This is a genomic window from Flavobacterium frigidum (assembly GCF_048286795.2).
In genome coordinates, this window is sequence record NZ_JBLVPT020000006.1 from 20,658 (window position 1) to 37,414 (window position 16,757).

The following is a 16,757-nucleotide window of genomic DNA, read 5'->3' on the forward strand; positions in this document are numbered from 1 at the left end:
AGATTCCCCAAATCACTTTTTTAAACCTACATAACAACTTGTATTAACAACCAATTAAATATATGTATTATGAAAAAAGTAATTTTGAGCATCTCAGCGATGCTATTTGTAGGAGCAGCATCTTATGCGCAACCGGGCCCAGTAGCTGGAGCAAATTCAAGTTTGGTAGGTCAAACAGGAACTTCACAAAATGCACAAGTTCATCAAATTGGAACCGCACAGAGTTCAAAGATCAAACAAATGATCAACAACAATGATGCGTTTGTGTATCAAGGTGTAAATCCGGGGCAAATTATCGTATCAGGTAACAATATTTCGGCTAAAAACATGGCAGACGTAGATCAAAAAGGGAATGACAACAATGCGTACATCTCTCAAAACAACTGGGACAATAAAGCGACGCAAAAACAAGTTGGTGATCGTAACGCCGCTACCATTTGGCAGGACGAAGTTGTAGTAGCTACTGCACAATTGTTTGGAGCCGATGAAGCAATGCAGAAACAAACGGGTAATGACAACAAAGCGACAATTGATCAAGGTACGTCTGGAAACAATCCTCTTCCTGTTGTATCAACTTTCTTTATGATGGTGCCTCTTAGTTCAGCAGTGCCAACTTCGCCACACGGAAAAAACAAAGCCATTCAAACGCAAGATGGAAACTTCAATTTGGCTTACACAAGTCAAGGAGGAGAACGCAATGATTCTAAAATTTCTCAAAACAGCACTACACAAGCTGCAACATTAGCAGCAAGAAACGTTGCAAATCACTATCAATATGGTAAAGACAATCTAGCTGAAACAACTCAAAAAGGTTTCAAAAATTTAGATAATGTTTTGCAAGAAGGTTTGTTTAATAAATCATTTACAAATCAAATAGGTACGAGCTCAGGAAACATAAACGCAGTTTCTCAACAAGGAAACAGTAACATGTCAAATGTGATTCAAAGTAACTAATTAAGGTTTTTTTAGATAAGGACAGCTGGTATAAAAGCTGTCCTATCTTTTTTAATTTAAAATTAGAATCATGAAAACATTCCTATTATGTAGCATTTTTTGTTTCTCCTATTTTCAGGTGGCATTTGCTCAAATTTTTGTAACAAATGCAATTGATCCAGCGGTGCTAAGGCCGATAGATTTGTTTCAAAACAGACCTATACGCAATCCCATTCAATTGAGTACTATAAGTACGGTACTAGTGAGTCAAAATTTTGGGAATATTGTTCAAATACGGCAAATAGGGAACTATAATAACGTTCAGGCTAATTTGGCAGCAAACAATATTGAATTAGATATTACTCAAAAGGGAGACAAGAACCAAATATATTTGAATAAACAAGCCAAAGAAATCAATCATATTATTTGGCAAGAAGGTAATAATAATAGGATCAATGATTTTGCTTCTTTTTCTAATTATGCAAGTAACAACGTAGTAATTCAAAAAGGGAATAATCAAAGTTTTACAAGTTTTGGAACTAATTCATTATCAAGAGATATGCAAATTAGACAGACAGGGAGCGGAACTGCAATTATAATTATCAATAAATAGAAAAATGAAGGTCAACTACAAAAATCTTTGCATACTTGTATTTTTTGTATGTCCGTTACATTTTTTTGCACAAACCACTAATACCGTGGTAAAAGCAAAAATTATTATAGAGAAAAATCAGTCTGTTGTAACCTTGACTGGTACAGCAGAGAATTTGTCTGAACTTGTTCAAAGTTTTTCTTATAAGTTATCTGTCATAAAAAAAAATAGTACTTCAGACAATCAATCTACGAATGAACAAGAAGGTTTTTTTACATTGAATGCGAACGAAAATAAAAATTTATCTACTTCTCAGATAAACTTAACAACTGGAGATGAAGTGATTGTTCTGCTACTTTTTTACAATGAAAATAAACAACTAATAGGAAAAGACAGAGTAGTGCTAGGAGAACAAAAAAAAAAGAACAGCCTCGACGACTTTTAACTGAAGGGTTTGAATTGACAGGTATTATATCTGATGAGACTAAGACTAAAGTTGGTAAAGATTTCTATGACTTGTACTATTATTTGTACCATGATTACCAGATAAGCGCAAAAAAAATAGTGGTTCTTACAGAGGAATTTAGTTTTGCCAGAAATACTAAAATAATTGTCGGCATTGAAAATGAAATTATATTCGAATTTTTAACAAGGCCAGATGAGGAATATCTATCGCAGATGGCAGAACAAGCTATTTATGCCACTTACCTGCATTTAAAAAATCTTGAAAAACAAAGTAAATATTTTACTCAATATTAATTTATAAAATGTACCCATGAAGCAACTAGTAACAGTAGCCTTTATTGTTCTTGGCATACAATCATTGCTTGCCCAAGATTTAGTATATAAACCTAAAAATCCCGCTTTTGGTGGAGACACCTTTAATTACCAATGGCTGGCTAGCTCTGCTGAGTCTCAAAATAAATTTACAGATAAAACCATCAAAGAAAAATCACAAACAGAGTTAGAACGGTTTACTTCAAGTTTAAATTCTCTTTTACTCAGTCAAATCTCAAGTTCACTGTTCCGCCAGCAATTTGGCACCGATGGCATCAAAATAGGTTCGTATACATTTGGAAGTTTGTCAGTAGAAGTGTATCCTTCAGCAGGTGGATTAACAGTAGATATTTTAGACACAAAAACAGGTGAACAAACGCAAGTAATTATACCAAATCGATAATATGAAATGTAAAAACCATTGTTATTTATTGCTTTTTTTGACACTATTTAGCTGTGGTGCCTATTACAATCAACCCACTGGAGTTGAAAAAGCAATTATTGGTGAAAATACGAAAGCGACAACAGCCCTTAAACAATTGCCAAAAGCAAAAGAACAAATTGTAGTTGGGCTTTACAAATTTCGCGATCAAACCGGACAATACAAAGCTTCAGAAAACGGTAGCAATTTTAGTACTGCTGTAACGCAGGGTGCTACTTCAATTTTAATTAAAGCGCTTGAAGACTCCAAATGGTTTATCCCTATTGAAAGAGAAAATATTGGCAATTTGTTACAAGAACGAAACCTTATTCGATCTACTAGACAAGAATACACAAAAGATGTAGATCTTAATGTGCCACAAATAACACCTTTATTCTATGCGGGAGTTTTATTAGAGGGTGGCATTATATCGTATGACACCAATATTATTACTGGCGGTTTTGGTGCTCGATATTTTGGTACGGGTGGCTCTGTAAAATACAGGCAAGATCGAGTTACTATTTATTTGAGGATGGTATCAACAGCTAACGGAAAGATTTTAAAATCTGTTTATATTTCAAAAACAATATTATCGCAAGCCATCGATCAAAGCCTTTTTAAGTATGTTAACTTCAAAAGATTATTGGAGGTAGAAACAGGGTATACTACAAATGAACCCGTTCAAATGGCAGTGACCGAAGCGATTGAAAAAGCTGTGTGCACACTAGTTCTTGAAGGGATAAAAGGTGGCATTTGGGAGGCTGATGCAAGTCCAGAAGCTATTGATGAAGCTTTAGTCAACTATGAAAAAGAAAATGAGCAAGCACTGACTAACTCTTTATTTGGAAGAAATTTGCAAGAGCGACGCTCAAAGTTTGCAGTTGAAATTGGAGCTGGAGCAACACTTATAGATGGCGATTATAGCAATCCTACGTTAAGACCATTAGGACGAACGGCTTTAAAATATTTTTTCACTCCAAGTTTTAGCATTAGTAGTTCGCTCAACGTATTTAAACTAGCTAATAAAGGACTTTTAGATGTAGGCTATGCTACGGTAGATGTGAATGCGGAACTATTGGTATTGCCAAAAGATAAATTGAGTCCATTCATATTTGCAGGTTTTGGTTTTGGAACGAATAAGATATTCGAGAATAGACATTCTAAAATTCAATACGGTGCTGGACTGGAATATCTTGTCAGTTCAAAAATAGGAATTAAGGCTTTCGCTGAACAAAATATCAATTTTAGTGATACCATAGATTATTTAGAGCGTGGCGTACGTGATGATTATTATTTCCGATTTGGCGTAGGACTTACTTATTATTTTCAAATTAAAAAGACAGCTCAAAAAACAACTATTATTACAAATTCTAAAAAATGATGATAAAGGATCCTAATATGAATCGCAATGTCTTACCATTAATTCAAAGTGTTTTAAAAGTAAGATGTATAGTCTTGCTCTTTTTCATTTTTCTTTCTTGTGCAGAGGAAAAGTTTGCAGGAGAAGAATTTGGTACTATAGAAGGTAAAGTAGTTAGTGCTGTAGATTTTAAACCTATGGCCAATGTTAAAGTGTTCTCAAATCCCAATACTAGCATTGTGTTTACTGACGAACAGGGTAAGTTTGTAGTCAATAATGTAAAAGTAGGGGATTATTCTTTTGAGGCTCAAAAGGAAGGATATATTGCTAAATTTGAAGCAGCAACCGTTAATGCAAATAAAACCTCTAGTTTAGTTTTTGAGTTGAAGTTGTCAACTACAAATAACAAATCTCCTACAACGCCCGTGTTAGTGACACCGGCAGATAATGCAATCAATCAGGCTCTCGAAATCAATTTAGCATGGACAGCCACCGATATAGAGAAAGACAGTTTAAAATATGTAATTACATTACGAAAAGAGAACAGTACAGAGGTCGTAACTTTTCCTAACATTTCTAAAAACACATTAACCATTAAAGGCTTGTCCTATAGCACTAAATACTATTGGCAAGTAGCAGTTTCTGATGCTATTAATCCTGCTGTTTTGAGTCCAGTGCGCGCTTTTACCACAATAGACTTCCGTGATGCTCGGTTTCTATTTGTTAAAAAGGAGGTTAATAACTATGTAATTTATTCCGGAGATGAAAGTGGTAATCAGTTACAACTGACCAGTACTAGCGTAAATAGTTGGCGCCCTCGAAAAAATAATCAAGTAAATAAAATAGCATTCATAAGATCAAATGGTGGTCAAAATCATATTTATACGATGAATCCAGATGGAACCAACGTATTAAAAATCACCAACGCGGCACCTATTTCAGGCTTTAATTCGGATTATCTCAATTTTTCTTGGAATGCCTCTGGTAGCCAAATTATATATGCATCTTTTGATAAGTTGTATCGCATCAATAATGACGGAAGCGGTTTAACCAAGATTTATCAAACACCAAATGGTAAGTTCATTTCTGAGTGCGATTGGAGCAATGACGGTTCAAAAATTGCTATAAAAGTAAATGATCCTAATGGTTACAACGCTGAAATTTATGTAATCAATACAGCAGGAACAGTGCAAAATCAGATTGTGTCAGGTATTAATGGAGCGATAGGAGGGCTTAATTTTTCTATAAACGGACAACGATTAATTTTTACAAGAGACGTATCTGGCTTTGAAGATGCAAATTACAGGCAATTAGATAGCCGAGTTTTTCAAGCCATATTGAGCACTGGCGTAACTACAGAAATAAGTGCCGAAAAACTTATCGGGACCATAGATATTGACGTAAGATTTTCGCCAAATGAAGCTGAATTTATTTTGATGAATACCTCAAACGATGGCTTGTCTATTAAAAATATTATCAAGTACACTCCTGCAGGGAACAATCTTGGCGCATCGCGTTTAATACTTTTTTCAAATGCAAGTATGCCAGATTGGGAATAGGATTTTTAATTAAAATTTGAAAATCTTCAGGCCTGTTTTTTTTTGATTATTAATTTAATAAATGCAATTATAAGTTGAGTACTCAAATCACATTTTAATCTAGATACAAAGTTTTTTATAGAAATAGACTTATTTTTGAACCACTCTAAAAAAACGAAAAAGAACGAGCGGCCAACCGCAGAGTCGAGATTTTGATCCTTCAAAAATAGTGCAAAAATCCTAAAACCTTGTTCCTAATTCCTAAATCAAATTAGTATCTTTGCGCCACAACTACTTGCCTAAAAGCAGGCTTCACAACTATACTACATGAGTTCAGATACTTCAAAAAGATATGCGCTTCGCGGTGTTTCGGCATCCAAAGAAGATGTTCATAATGCTATAAAAAACATTGATAAAGGATTATTTCCACAAGCTTTCTGCAAAATTGTCCCTGATTATTTAACACAAGATGAAGAGTATTGTTTGATTATGCACGCTGATGGAGCGGGTACAAAGTCTTCCTTGGCCTATATGTATTGGAAGGAAACAGGAGACATCTCGGTATGGAAAGGCATTGCACAAGATGCGTTGATTATGAATATTGACGATTTATTGTGCGTAGGCGCAACAGATAACATTTTACTTTCTTCCACCATCGGAAGAAATAAAAATCTCATCCCTGCGGAAGTGATTTCGGCTATCATCAACGGAACGGAAGAACTAATCAAAGAACTTGATACTTTTGGTGTGACCATTCATTCTACAGGTGGAGAAACCGCTGATGTAGGTGATATTGTTCGAACTATAATTGTAGATTCTACAGTTACAGCTCGTATGAAACGTAGCAAAGTAATTGATAATGCCAACATTCAAGCAGGCGATGTAATCGTAGGACTGGCTTCTTTTGGTCAAGCAACATATGAAAAAAGCTATAATGGCGGAATGGGAAGCAACGGACTTACATCTGCACGTCATGATGTTTTCGGGAAGTATTTGGCAACCAAATATCCAGAGAGTTTTGATGCTGCCGTTCCCGAAGAATTAATCTATTCCGGACAAGTTAACTTGACGGATGCTGTTGAAAATTCACCAATTGATGCTGGACAATTAGTATTGTCGCCAACTAGAACGTACGCTCCAATCATCAAGAAAATTTTAGACCAATATTCTTCTAATGAAATTCACGGAATGGTGCATTGCAGTGGAGGAGCGCAAACTAAAATTTTGCATTTCGTAGAAAATTTACACATTATAAAAGACAATTTATTTCCAGTTCCGCCTTTGTTTCAGTTAATCCAAGAGCAATCAAAAACCGATTGGAAAGAAATGTATCAAGTATTCAATTGTGGTCACCGAATGGAAATTTACGTTCCCGAAGCTATTGCACAAGACATTATCGAGATTTCAAAATCATTTAATGTCGATGCACAAATAGTTGGTAGAGTAGAAGCTGCCACTTCAAAAAAACTGACAATTACCAGCGAATACGGAACTTTCGAATATTAAAAAGCTTCAATCGGAGTTCATTTTTCAATCTTTTAATTTTTCAATCTTTTAATCTTTTAATTTTTTATTTATGTACGAATTGGTTTTTTGGAAATATCAGGACGGAATTTATCTGAATCATCACTTGGTATACGAGGCCCTTGTGGAGCAAGAAACGGTCGAAGGACTAGAAGAACTTCCTGTTCAGGTTATCTTAAACAGAATCGCATCGGTATTTTCAAAATGGGAAAAAGTAGACGAAAGCAGTTGGAAAAACACTAACGGAGTAGGTGCATTTCACATCAATACAACGCCACAAAGCATTCAAATAGATTGCTATGGAACCGATGGGAAAACCATGAATCTCCTTGCAGATACTATGGAGGAATTCAAATGTCCGGCATATGACCCACAAGTACCGCAGCGCTATGACGAAATGAGTGAGTAAAATTTCTAGGAGCTTATCCAGCTCTACGTTTCAATTCTTCCTTAAAAAAAAATATTTTTCTAAATCCTGAAAGGAGCTTCCGTTGGTCGCTCTTTCAGGACAAGAAAAATTATCTTTTTTGCAGTAAGGATTTTCACTTCGATCTGGGCTAAAACAAGCAGCGTTGCTTTACCCAAATAAGTTTAAAATCTAATTATTTCACTGCAGGTGTGTTCAAAAGAATCGGCGTTCCAAAACCTACTTGCTCCAGTTTTTTCAACTGAGTTTCTGCATCGCCTACAATCAAATAAATCATTTTATTGGCATTCAAATACATTTCGGAAAACTTTTTTAGTTCGTCAATTGTAATTTTCTTGACGATGTTTTCTTGCTGCTTCGCATAATCATTCGAGTACTTGTAATTATTAATATCGTACAACATTTCCAGTTTAGAAGATAGTGTTTCAAAAGCTCTTGCATTACTTTTTATCAAATAGCCTTTTGTTACTTCCAGATCGGTATCATTGAAATTTTTACCGTATTGCATTAAAATATCTTTGATTAAATTCACTGATTCAAAGGTTACGTTAGATCGGACACCACTTGCAATCGTAAACGGACCTTTATTTCTAGAACCACTAAACGACGAGCTAATGCCATAGGTGTAGCCTTTTCCTTCGCGCAATTGTTGCGTCAATTGGGATGCAAAACTACCACCTCCTAAACGGTAATTCAAGATTTGCGCTGGATAAAAATCGGGATCTATTGCCGCAAGAGCAGGGTAACCAATACGAATTACAGATTGCTTGGCACCAGGAACATCATAAAAATAAATTTTAGATGCTGTAACGGAGTTTGCAGAAACAACTGCTGGAATAGTCACTTTTTTTGCTTCCCAATTTTTATTTAGAGTAGCCAATGAATTACTAACATCGGTTTTGCTAATGGCTCCAACAATTTGAAAATTAGTAATGGAAGGAGCCATGTTTTGAGTGTAGTATTTTTTCAAATCATCCAATGTGATGCTGTTTACTGTGCTTTCAGTACCAATGCGGTTGTTGGCTAAAATGGAACCCGTTCCGTAAATTAATTTCTTGTATTCGTTTCGAGCAATGCTATTGGGATCTGCTTTTTGTTGAAGAATTTGGCTTAGCGTACTTTGTTTGATCAAATCAAATTCTTTTGCGTCCCAGCGCGGTTGTAGCAGTATTTCTTGAACAAGTCCCATCGTAGCATTGTAATTTTTAGCCAATGTATTAACCGAAATGAAGATCGATTCATCAGTAGCATATGCTCGGATGGTAGCACCTAGACTTTCAATGGCATTTTCTAATTGCTCCGGAGTTTTATTCTTGGTTCCTTTCGTCATCAAATCGGCTAGCATATTCGAAACTCCTATTTTAGTTGGGTTTTCAAGCAACATTGCGCCTTTTATTTGCACTTGAAACTGCACTAGTGGCACTTCACGATTGTCAATACCCAATACGCTTATTCCAGAGGATAACTTATTTTTCCATACCACTGGTAATTTTACATCTGGACTCTGGCCATACTCAGGTTCAACGCTACGATCAAATGTAGAAGGCGTTTTTTTGTAGGTAGCTGCGATGCTGGCATCAAAAGTATCTTCTTTTCCTTCGATTATTTTTTCTTCGACTACGGCAGCAACTGTCGAACCCTCTAAAATTAAATTGGCTTGTCCTTTTGGAACAAAACTAGTGGCTACATAATTTTTACCTTTAATGTATTTTTCATAGACCCGCATAACATCTTGGATAGTTACAGCAAGAATATTCTTTACATCTTGGTTGATGTATTCGGGTGTTCCTGCAAAAATCTCGTACTGTGCCAGTTGAAAACCTTTTCCTAAAACACTCGATAAATTAGTGTAAAAAGCAGTTTCTTGTCCGGCTTTGATTCGGTCTAAATCTTGTTGTGAAATCCCTTCGGCTTCAAAGTTTTTGAAAGCTTCATTGATGCCGTTCATGACATCATTTAAATTTGTTTTCTGGAATGCCGTTACGCTAAGCATATACTGACCCGCTATTTCTGAATTGTATTGAAACAAATCAGCGGCATCAGTCACTTTCTTCTCTTCCACTAAGGTTTTATACAAAGGCGCTTTTTTACCTTTCGAAAGATAATTAGCCAGCACTTCTAGCGCATAACTGTCTGGATGGTATTCGTAAACCGAAGGCCAAGTTAGGGTGAGCTGAGGCAACTTGGCAAAATTATCCTCATAATATAGTTTTTTTGTTTCGGTTAATAGTACGGGTTGTTTTTCCATTTTAGGAATCGCTTCGCCACGTTTTATTTCTCCAAAGTATTTTTCGACCCACGCTTTGGTTTGTTTCACATCAAAATCTCCGGCAATAGTCAATGTAACATTATTAGGAACATACCAGCGGTTGTAAAAACTTTTAACATCGTCTAGCGTAGCATTTTGTAAATCCTCTAACGAACCAATTACATCCCAATTGTACGGATGCGTTTCAGGGTATAAATTTTTTGAAATTACCGAAAAATTGTGACCGTAGGGTCTGTTATCGTAACTCTGTCTTTTTTCGTTTTTAACGACTTGTTTTTCTTTAGCCAAAACAGGTTCCGTCACTGTATTGATGAAATATCCTAACTTGTCTGCTTCGGCCCAAATCATTTTTTCCAAAGCATCTTTGGGAACGGTCTGAAAATAATTCGTTCGATCTCGGCTTGTAGAACCATTAGCTCCTTCGCCACCGATGCGCGCACTCATTTTATCTAAACCACCTTTTCCTAAATTTTCGGATTCTAAAAAGAGTAAATGCTCAAACAAATGTGCAAAACCAGTTCGTCCCGCTTTTTCTCTAGCTGAGCCTACGTGACTCGTCAATGCAACGGCAACAACGGGATCAGATCGGTCGATGTGCAAGATGACTTGCAAACCGTTATCTAAAGTAAATTTCTCGAAAGCTACTTTAAATTCGGGTGCTTTTTGATTTTGAGAATAGGAGGGAACAATGGTAATGAGCAATAAATAGCAAAGAAATAACTGTACTGGTTTCATATTTTACGTTTTTATTCAGAGTAGTTTGTATCATCGGATGTGTTCTACTTTGGACTGTGAAAGTAAGGAAAATTTTGAAAATATGGGAATAGTAAAAGCAACATTAAGGTAATTGTTTTAAGAAAACTGGTAGAGCATTTATTTTAAACCATAAAGGGATGAACAAATAATAAGATTTTAAGAGTTTGATCGTTTTGGGTTTTAATCGTTTGAACTGCGATAGTTTTAGCTTTGAATTCAAAAAACAGATGATAGGCATTTTAAAATGATCAATACTGCACAGTTTATTGCTGTTGCGATCGAATTAAAAATTATATTTGAACTCATTTGATTACTGAAAACGAACTGTTATGAATGCAAATTTTGATTTTTCTCAATCCCTTGTTTTAGAGGATGAATTGGTGTTACTAAGACCGCTACAAGAAGCAGATGTAGAAAACCTGATCGACATTTCGATGAACGAGCCGGAGACGTGGCACTATTCTTTAGTGCGGGCAAATGGCAGAGAAAACTTGGAAAATTACATTCACATTGCTGTAGCAGCACGTAATAATAAAACCGAATTTCCCTTCATTGTATTCGACAAAAAATCGGGGAAGTATGCGGGATGTACTCGTTTTTATGATATGAATTTAGATTTCAAAACAGTACAATTGGGTTACACGTGGTACGGCAGTGCTTTTAGAGGAACGGGATTAAACAAGCATTGCAAATTTTTGCTTTTGCAATATACTTTTGAAACTTTAGAAGTAGAACGTGTAGAATTTCGTGCAGACAATAACAATGCACGAAGTATTGCGGCGATGAAAAGTATTGGCTGCAAAGTAGAAGGTGTCTTGCGCAGTAATATGCCCACAGCAGATAGTGACGAACGTCGCGACAGCATTATTCTAAGTATTTTAAGATCAGAATGGTTTGATGCCGTAAAAGCAAATTTGAAAATGCGATTGTATTGAAAAATTTTTAGTCAAAGGGATTTAACAGTTTTCACATTGAATCTTTGTAGATTAGCAGCAATACTGATGGATTATATCATATACTTTTTTCGAATCATTTTCGTCAATAGCACTAAGGTCAAAAGCAAAGCTGTTGCCATCATTTTTATAAATGGTCAAAAGATTGTTTTCTAATTTGGTACTTTCAATGGTTTTGAACGCAATTGATTTCCCTGAGAAGGAGTTTATGCGAAGGAACATTCCTTTTTTATTCCATTGTAAATAATTTTTATACCAGAAAGTTCTAGAGAAAAATAAGGCTTGTGATGCGAAGCCTATAGCACGAATTCTTTTATTTATGATGGGGTTTTGAAATGGAATAAGCTCAAAACTACCAATCACAAGACAAATTAAAGATAATACGATCAGCGAAATAAAAAAACAGTTAGCTTGTATGTTATCGAATTTAATTCTTTTCGTTTTTGTTGTTTTTAAAAAAAGTTTACGTTATCTCCACTAGTAGTGATGACATATAATCGGTTTCGTTTAATACGGGTTTTATTGTTAGGCTTGCAGCCGGAACGAAACCCTAGCTTTTTGCGTTCGGTTTTATTCTATATTTTGTTCTTGAAATTTCTAAAGGAAAATTTAATTCGGAATCTTCATATTCTTTAATTTTTTCAATTACTCCAATATTTATTAATTCCTTTAAGTCATTATTTTCAATATCTTTTAAAGAAATATCTACCACTTCTTTATTAATATATATAAAACAAGGCATCCACATAATTCCCCACATTTCAACAGAGAACTCAAATTCATGTACTTCCTTTTTATTGCATAAACTAGTTAATTCCTCAAATAATATTTTTTGTTTTTCTATCATTAAACAAATATGATATTTTAGTTTTCAAATGGTTTATTGAAATCTCTTTTCAATATTGGCTCATTTCTTTCATTATTTTCGTATTCGGCAAAAAGAATAATATCACGCCAATCAATTATTGCTAAACTTATATTCTCTTTCAATTTTTCAACACTATTTTTAGACAAAAATATTATACAACGAATTATTCGATTTGAGTTTAAAAAATCATTTTTAGATAATTCAGTTTCTAAAATTTCTAATACTGTTTTATAATTTTCGTCAAATTGGAATTCAATTTGGATTAAAATATCGTTAGATAATTTTTCAATTTTACTCTTCATTTCTTTCGGTTTTCTGTCGCTCGAAACCTACACACAAGGTCCAGCTACTACAGCTGGCTTGGAACTAAATTAAGCCCTATTTTCGGATTTGTCACCCGAGCGATAGCTAATAGGCGAAGCAAATTTCCAAAATACAAAACCAACTTCAAATTAAGCCAAATCCCGCCATATTGCCAAACGGCGGATTGCGTATGTCTTACTTACTAATTGTTATTTCAAAACTATTTGGAAAATTTTCTTTTTTTACGAAAAGTAATGAAATAAATGGAATAAAAATTAAAGGCAATATTACTTTTTTCGCAATAATTAATTGAATAATTAAACCTGTAATTGCAATTCCTATAATAATTCCCAAACCTAATTTATAAGTAACACTTGCATTAATAGTTATAGTTATGTCTTGGGCATATTTTATATTTATCTCTTTTACAATACTTGTATTTTCATTTTTAATCTGAATAATATTTTTCCCGCTTTCTGCAATAAATATTTGTCTGTTATTTACATAATCAAGTTCAGCTTTAGATTCATTATTAATGAGTATTTCGTACTTATTACTTTTATTATAAATCCCAGTACTTTTAGACATTCTTACTATAATTTTACTTTCTGACATTTTACAAAATTTAGTTTTTTTTTTGAATAGTTTCTTTATTTCACATTGTTTTTTAATTAACGAATTTTCCTCAGACATAGGCAGAATGTTTTACTGCTTTGAGATAGCTGGAAGTTCGTAACTGCTCAATTTTCGGCTTAACGAAAACGTGATGCGAAACGCTAATTCCAGTAAATTCTAGCTAGCTCAAAATGGCTGTTACCTGAAGGCCTTTTCTTAGGGTTTACAATAATCAATCAATATTTTCTTTTGTTAGTTTTTTGATAAATATATTATTTCGATTTTTTGCTCGTTCAAGGAGTGTAGAATATTTTACAACTTCAGTATAAAGTGAACCGTCTTTACCTTCATTGTTGAACATTCCAGCTATAGTTTTTGATGGCCTAAACAAATAATCAAAATTATATGCATTTTTGAAATCAGCATCATAAGCTCTAACGTCATTTGGTTCAATTTTTTCCCCGATTAGATATCCGTAAAATGTAGTTAATTTCATTTCTGGAATTGAAAAATTTCTTAGTAAAGTTGCGTAATTATTGATTTGATTCAAGTGGTCAGATACACTAACACTAGGGTTTTTAAACTCAATAATTATACATTTCTCCTCTTGAGGAAATAATAATATGTCAGGTCTTTTATGAAGTCTATTTTCACCAATAGATGTTATAAATTTATTTTCTTCTTCAGATAGGTCTTCTCGAATAATATTTTCTCCTTTAAATTTTATTTCTGATAATTTGGATTCAGAAATTCCTTGAAAATAGATAAAATCTTCATTTATAATCCATAAGTCACTTTTATCTGGTGAAGTTGTATTTTGTTGAAAAATTAAATTATGTAATAATGCTTCATCATTATTTCTTGAACCATCATTTTGAACTGATAATTTACTATTTAAAATTAATGAAAATAATTCAAGAACAAGTTTTCTTCGAGCAACGTAGTGAGTTAATTCAACTTTATTCTGTTGTGGAATTACTTTAACTATTCTTTCAATTTCTTCATCAAGTATATTCGAATAATCGTCAGAAGTTGTATCCAAATGATTTAATCTTTCTATACTATTTTTTAAATTTGAATCTAGTTCAGCTTTTTTTCTCGCTTCTGCAGTGTAGAATTTTTCCAATATTTTTTTATCACTATCATTTATAGAAATTTCAATTTCTAAATCTTCGGGAATAAAAACATTTCTTTAAGGTTCTTTAAATCTAATTGATGTTTTTCTTGTATTTTTTCTATTTGTGGATACAAATGATAAATTGAACTGTTTAACTCGTTTTCAAGAAGGTCAAGAATTATTACTTCGTCATTAAAAATATTTCCGTCGTTTGAAAAAATTTCATTTGTAGGGATATCAAATTCGCCTCTTTCGTTAGTGTCCTTATCATCTAGATAATCACTAGATACTAAAAAAAGAAAATGGCTATTATCAATTACTTCGTCTTTAGTAAGAGAAAGTAAGTTAATTTCGAAATTTTCAATTACTTCGTGCTTACTTGTTAGCTTCAAATCATTTTGTTTTAAAAATGACTTATCTAATTTATAAGAATTTATTGTGAAAATTTCAAAATTTTCAGTTTCAATGATGGTTTCCGCGTCATCAGAGATCTTGGAATAATTAACTTTTACATTAGCAGTATTATCAATTTCTGGAATATCGGATTCTGAAATTGTTGATTTATTTTCTAAATCGTTAAATACATAATGCTCTATAGTAATTTCAGGTAAGCTGTTTTTGTTTAAGCAAAAATATTGAATATATCTTTTTATAAATGCATCTTTTAAATTAACGTCATTTAATGTGTGGTATATGTTTCTTGTTGGGTCTAAAAGACCTTCAAAAGTCAATACAGTTCCAGATGAATCAGCATCAATTTTGATATCGCTTTTGTGAAATATTATTGAATTATTTTTCAGATAATTATCTTTTTTTGAGACGAAAAATTCTCTTTCTCTATAACTTCCATTATCTCGATATTTACTTTTTATTTTAGTCGTATCAAAATAGTGTGCGTATTGTATCCTTCCCGAACCAAGATTTTTGAATCCTTTTGTAAAATCTTTATAAGTATTGAATCGTTTAAATTCTTTGTTATCAAAGCCAATACCATTATCACTTATTTGAAGTTTTGAAAAAGTAAAACTTTGGTCTGTATTCTGTATTGAAAATATTTTTATTTCAATTTTACCTTTGAAGTCCTTTTTTAGATTTTCTTTTATTTTAACTGCTTCAAGAGAATTTGTAAATGCTTCATAAACTGGCTGTAAAGACGTTTTTGAACGTTTTATATCCCTAATTACTCCTTCGTAGTAGACGCCATCTCCACTAATATGTTTATTATCTTCAAATTTCATTTTCAATCTTTAATTGATTACCAAAGTACGATTATTATAGTTGATTTCTTATGACCGCAGATTTTTTTTTAGGCTTTCAGGTAACTTGTATATAAACGAAATAAACTTTCGCCAATACACCCAATAAGAGTTAATATGCGAATTTTTACGTTGTTTTAATTATTTCAAATGTATTAAAATTTTCTTACAAAGTCACCAGATTTTTAGTGGTACTATGATTTAAAATTCAATTATAGAATTTCATTGCAGGTGAAGCTTTTATTGTGGTTTAGTCCGTAACAAATTAGTTTTGGGAGTGCAGTTCTAGTTTGGATTAATTTTTACTATCGAAAAGTAGCCGACTTTGTAAAAATCTTTCCGAACTTTGCAAGCCAAGATGAGTACTGTATGCGATTCCACATTTAGCGGAATCGCAATGCAACACCTAATTGGTAGCAATACTATTTAAAACATAAAAAACTACAATGAAAATAAATCCAAAAAACGGAATTGAGAAACTCATTTTCGGAATGAAACAAAATGATGTAGCGGCGCTGTATGGCAAGCCGGATCGCAATTACAAAGACGAGGATGATAACGTTATTTTTGCGTACAACAAACTAAAAATGCGCTTGACTTTCTATGTAGAGGAAGAGTTTAAACTGGGGTACATCGTTGCTTCAAGTCAAGAGTTGGAGTTATTTGGCCACAAAATAATCAATAGAAAAATCAGTGAGGTAAAGAAGGATTTGGCAGCAAAAGCTATAACTAAATTCACTCAGGAAGAATTTGATACGTTTGAGAATTATTTCAATGAAGAAAATTGGATAATTTTTCAAACGGAATTTGATGAGGTGGTGAAATTTGAAATTGGTGCTATTATCAATCAAAAAGACGAATTCGACTGGAAATTCGGGAAGAAATAATTTATTATCTCAATTAAATTCACAAGTTTATTTGTTATTCCTGCGAAGGAGGAATGGCCACAAGTGGAGTATTCAAGTTGTCGAGATTCTTCCTTCGTCAGAATGACAAATTTGGACATAGTCTAGCATTAAATTTCAGTGTGGTGTAGGTCAATTACAAC

General features: G+C 33.4%; 18 protein-coding genes. 11 read left to right on the forward strand and 7 right to left on the reverse strand.

What is annotated here, in order from left to right:
• Positions 1-69 precede the first annotated feature (69 nt).
• From ACNQGB_RS08285 to ACNQGB_RS08325, 9 genes are all read left to right on the forward strand, one after another.
• Positions 70-954: a hypothetical protein gene (locus ACNQGB_RS08285; RefSeq protein WP_417946295.1), complete on the forward strand. Its 885-nt coding sequence runs from the start codon at positions 70-72 to the stop codon at positions 952-954.
• Positions 955-1,024: 70 nt separating this feature from the next.
• Positions 1,025-1,546 (forward strand): hypothetical protein, encoded by a 522-nt coding sequence (locus ACNQGB_RS08290; protein ID WP_417946297.1) that lies wholly within the window; start codon positions 1,025-1,027, stop codon positions 1,544-1,546.
• Positions 1,547-1,550: 4 nt separating this feature from the next.
• Positions 1,551-1,970, forward strand: a complete 420-nt coding sequence (locus ACNQGB_RS08295; protein ID WP_417946299.1) for a hypothetical protein — start codon at positions 1,551-1,553, stop codon at positions 1,968-1,970.
• A 14-nt stretch (positions 1,971-1,984) separates the two neighbouring features.
• Positions 1,985-2,284, forward strand: a complete 300-nt coding sequence (locus ACNQGB_RS08300) for a CsgE family curli-type amyloid fiber assembly protein (protein ID WP_309760055.1) — start codon at positions 1,985-1,987, stop codon at positions 2,282-2,284.
• A 16-nt stretch (positions 2,285-2,300) separates the two neighbouring features.
• Positions 2,301-2,705: a curli assembly protein CsgF gene (locus ACNQGB_RS08305; RefSeq protein WP_309760053.1), complete on the forward strand. Its 405-nt coding sequence runs from the start codon at positions 2,301-2,303 to the stop codon at positions 2,703-2,705.
• A gap of 1 nt (position 2,706) precedes the next feature.
• Positions 2,707-4,104 carry a CsgG/HfaB family protein gene (locus ACNQGB_RS08310; protein WP_417946301.1) on the forward strand — a complete coding sequence of 466 codons (1,398 nt, stop codon included), beginning with the start codon at positions 2,707-2,709 and terminating at the stop codon, positions 4,102-4,104.
• Positions 4,101-5,642 carry a carboxypeptidase regulatory-like domain-containing protein gene (locus ACNQGB_RS08315; protein WP_417946302.1) on the forward strand — a complete coding sequence of 514 codons (1,542 nt, stop codon included), beginning with the start codon at positions 4,101-4,103 and terminating at the stop codon, positions 5,640-5,642. Before ACNQGB_RS08310 ends, ACNQGB_RS08315 begins: the two co-directional genes overlap by 4 nt.
• A 306-nt stretch (positions 5,643-5,948) precedes the next feature.
• On the forward strand, positions 5,949-7,127 hold the full coding sequence (locus ACNQGB_RS08320) for an AIR synthase related protein (protein WP_417947761.1): 1,179 nt from the start codon (positions 5,949-5,951) through the stop codon (positions 7,125-7,127).
• A gap of 70 nt (positions 7,128-7,197) precedes the next feature.
• On the forward strand, positions 7,198-7,554 hold the full coding sequence (locus ACNQGB_RS08325) for a hypothetical protein (RefSeq protein ID WP_417947762.1): 357 nt from the start codon (positions 7,198-7,200) through the stop codon (positions 7,552-7,554).
• 193 nt (positions 7,555-7,747) lie between these two features.
• On the opposite strand, the gene ACNQGB_RS08330 is transcribed toward ACNQGB_RS08325, so the two are convergent.
• Entirely contained in the window at positions 7,748-10,576 is a 2,829-nt protein-coding gene (locus tag ACNQGB_RS08330) for a M16 family metallopeptidase (protein WP_472777098.1), read from the reverse strand.
• A 350-nt stretch (positions 10,577-10,926) separates the two neighbouring features.
• On the opposite strand from ACNQGB_RS08330, the gene ACNQGB_RS08335 reads away from it, so the two are divergent.
• Complete coding sequence (locus ACNQGB_RS08335; RefSeq protein WP_417946833.1) at positions 10,927-11,532, forward strand: GNAT family N-acetyltransferase; 606 nt, start codon at positions 10,927-10,929, stop codon at positions 11,530-11,532.
• Positions 11,533-11,583: 51 nt separating this feature from the next.
• On the opposite strand, the gene ACNQGB_RS08340 is transcribed toward ACNQGB_RS08335, so the two are convergent.
• The 6 genes from ACNQGB_RS08340 to ACNQGB_RS08365 form a co-directional block, all read right to left on the reverse strand.
• Positions 11,584-11,913 (reverse strand): hypothetical protein, encoded by a 330-nt coding sequence (locus ACNQGB_RS08340; RefSeq protein ID WP_417946834.1) that lies wholly within the window; start codon positions 11,911-11,913, stop codon positions 11,584-11,586.
• A gap of 187 nt (positions 11,914-12,100) precedes the next feature.
• Entirely contained in the window at positions 12,101-12,397 is a 297-nt protein-coding gene (locus tag ACNQGB_RS08345; protein WP_417946835.1) for a hypothetical protein, read from the reverse strand.
• 17 nt (positions 12,398-12,414) lie between these two features.
• Complete coding sequence (locus ACNQGB_RS08350) at positions 12,415-12,720, reverse strand: hypothetical protein (protein WP_417946837.1); 306 nt, start codon at positions 12,718-12,720, stop codon at positions 12,415-12,417.
• Between the two features lie 196 nt (positions 12,721-12,916).
• A complete protein-coding gene (locus ACNQGB_RS08355) occupies positions 12,917-13,336 on the reverse strand; it encodes a hypothetical protein (protein ID WP_417946839.1) in 420 nt (139 codons plus the stop codon).
• A 232-nt stretch (positions 13,337-13,568) separates the two neighbouring features.
• Positions 13,569-14,462 carry a PDDEXK family nuclease gene (locus ACNQGB_RS08360; RefSeq protein ID WP_417946841.1) on the reverse strand — a complete coding sequence of 298 codons (894 nt, stop codon included), beginning with the start codon at positions 14,460-14,462 and terminating at the stop codon, positions 13,569-13,571.
• 38 nt (positions 14,463-14,500) lie between these two features.
• Entirely contained in the window at positions 14,501-15,691 is a 1,191-nt protein-coding gene (locus ACNQGB_RS08365; RefSeq protein WP_417946843.1) for a hypothetical protein, read from the reverse strand.
• A 464-nt stretch (positions 15,692-16,155) separates the two neighbouring features.
• Here ACNQGB_RS08365 and ACNQGB_RS08370 point away from each other — a divergent pair, with 464 nt between their 5' ends.
• Positions 16,156-16,596, forward strand: a complete 441-nt coding sequence (locus tag ACNQGB_RS08370) for a hypothetical protein (RefSeq protein WP_417946845.1) — start codon at positions 16,156-16,158, stop codon at positions 16,594-16,596.
• Positions 16,597-16,757: the final 161 nt, after the last annotated feature.

Bases quoted from the DNA above. Each gene is read 5' to 3' on its own strand.
- ACNQGB_RS08345 (WP_417946835.1), bottom strand. From the start codon at position 12,397: ATGATAGAAAAACAAAAAATATTATTTGAGGAATTAACTAGTTTATGC.
- ACNQGB_RS08320 (WP_417947761.1), top strand. From the start codon at position 5,949: ATGAGTTCAGATACTTCAAAAAGATATGCGCTTCGCGGTGTTTCGGCA.
- ACNQGB_RS08330 (WP_472777098.1), bottom strand. From the start codon at position 10,576: ATGAAACCAGTACAGTTATTTCTTTGCTATTTATTGCTCATTACCATT.
- ACNQGB_RS08285 (WP_417946295.1), top strand. From the start codon at position 70: ATGAAAAAAGTAATTTTGAGCATCTCAGCGATGCTATTTGTAGGAGCA.
- ACNQGB_RS08310 (WP_417946301.1), top strand. From the start codon at position 2,707: ATGAAATGTAAAAACCATTGTTATTTATTGCTTTTTTTGACACTATTT.
- ACNQGB_RS08290 (WP_417946297.1), top strand. From the start codon at position 1,025: ATGAAAACATTCCTATTATGTAGCATTTTTTGTTTCTCCTATTTTCAG.
- ACNQGB_RS08305 (WP_309760053.1), top strand. From the start codon at position 2,301: ATGAAGCAACTAGTAACAGTAGCCTTTATTGTTCTTGGCATACAATCA.
- ACNQGB_RS08315 (WP_417946302.1), top strand. From the start codon at position 4,101: ATGATGATAAAGGATCCTAATATGAATCGCAATGTCTTACCATTAATT.
- ACNQGB_RS08355 (WP_417946839.1), bottom strand. From the start codon at position 13,336: ATGTCAGAAAGTAAAATTATAGTAAGAATGTCTAAAAGTACTGGGATT.
- ACNQGB_RS08350 (WP_417946837.1), bottom strand. From the start codon at position 12,720: ATGAAGAGTAAAATTGAAAAATTATCTAACGATATTTTAATCCAAATT.
- ACNQGB_RS08370 (WP_417946845.1), top strand. From the start codon at position 16,156: ATGAAAATAAATCCAAAAAACGGAATTGAGAAACTCATTTTCGGAATG.
- ACNQGB_RS08365 (WP_417946843.1), bottom strand. From the start codon at position 15,691: ATGAAATTTGAAGATAATAAACATATTAGTGGAGATGGCGTCTACTAC.
- ACNQGB_RS08335 (WP_417946833.1), top strand. From the start codon at position 10,927: ATGAATGCAAATTTTGATTTTTCTCAATCCCTTGTTTTAGAGGATGAA.
- ACNQGB_RS08325 (WP_417947762.1), top strand. From the start codon at position 7,198: ATGTACGAATTGGTTTTTTGGAAATATCAGGACGGAATTTATCTGAAT.
- ACNQGB_RS08295 (WP_417946299.1), top strand. From the start codon at position 1,551: ATGAAGGTCAACTACAAAAATCTTTGCATACTTGTATTTTTTGTATGT.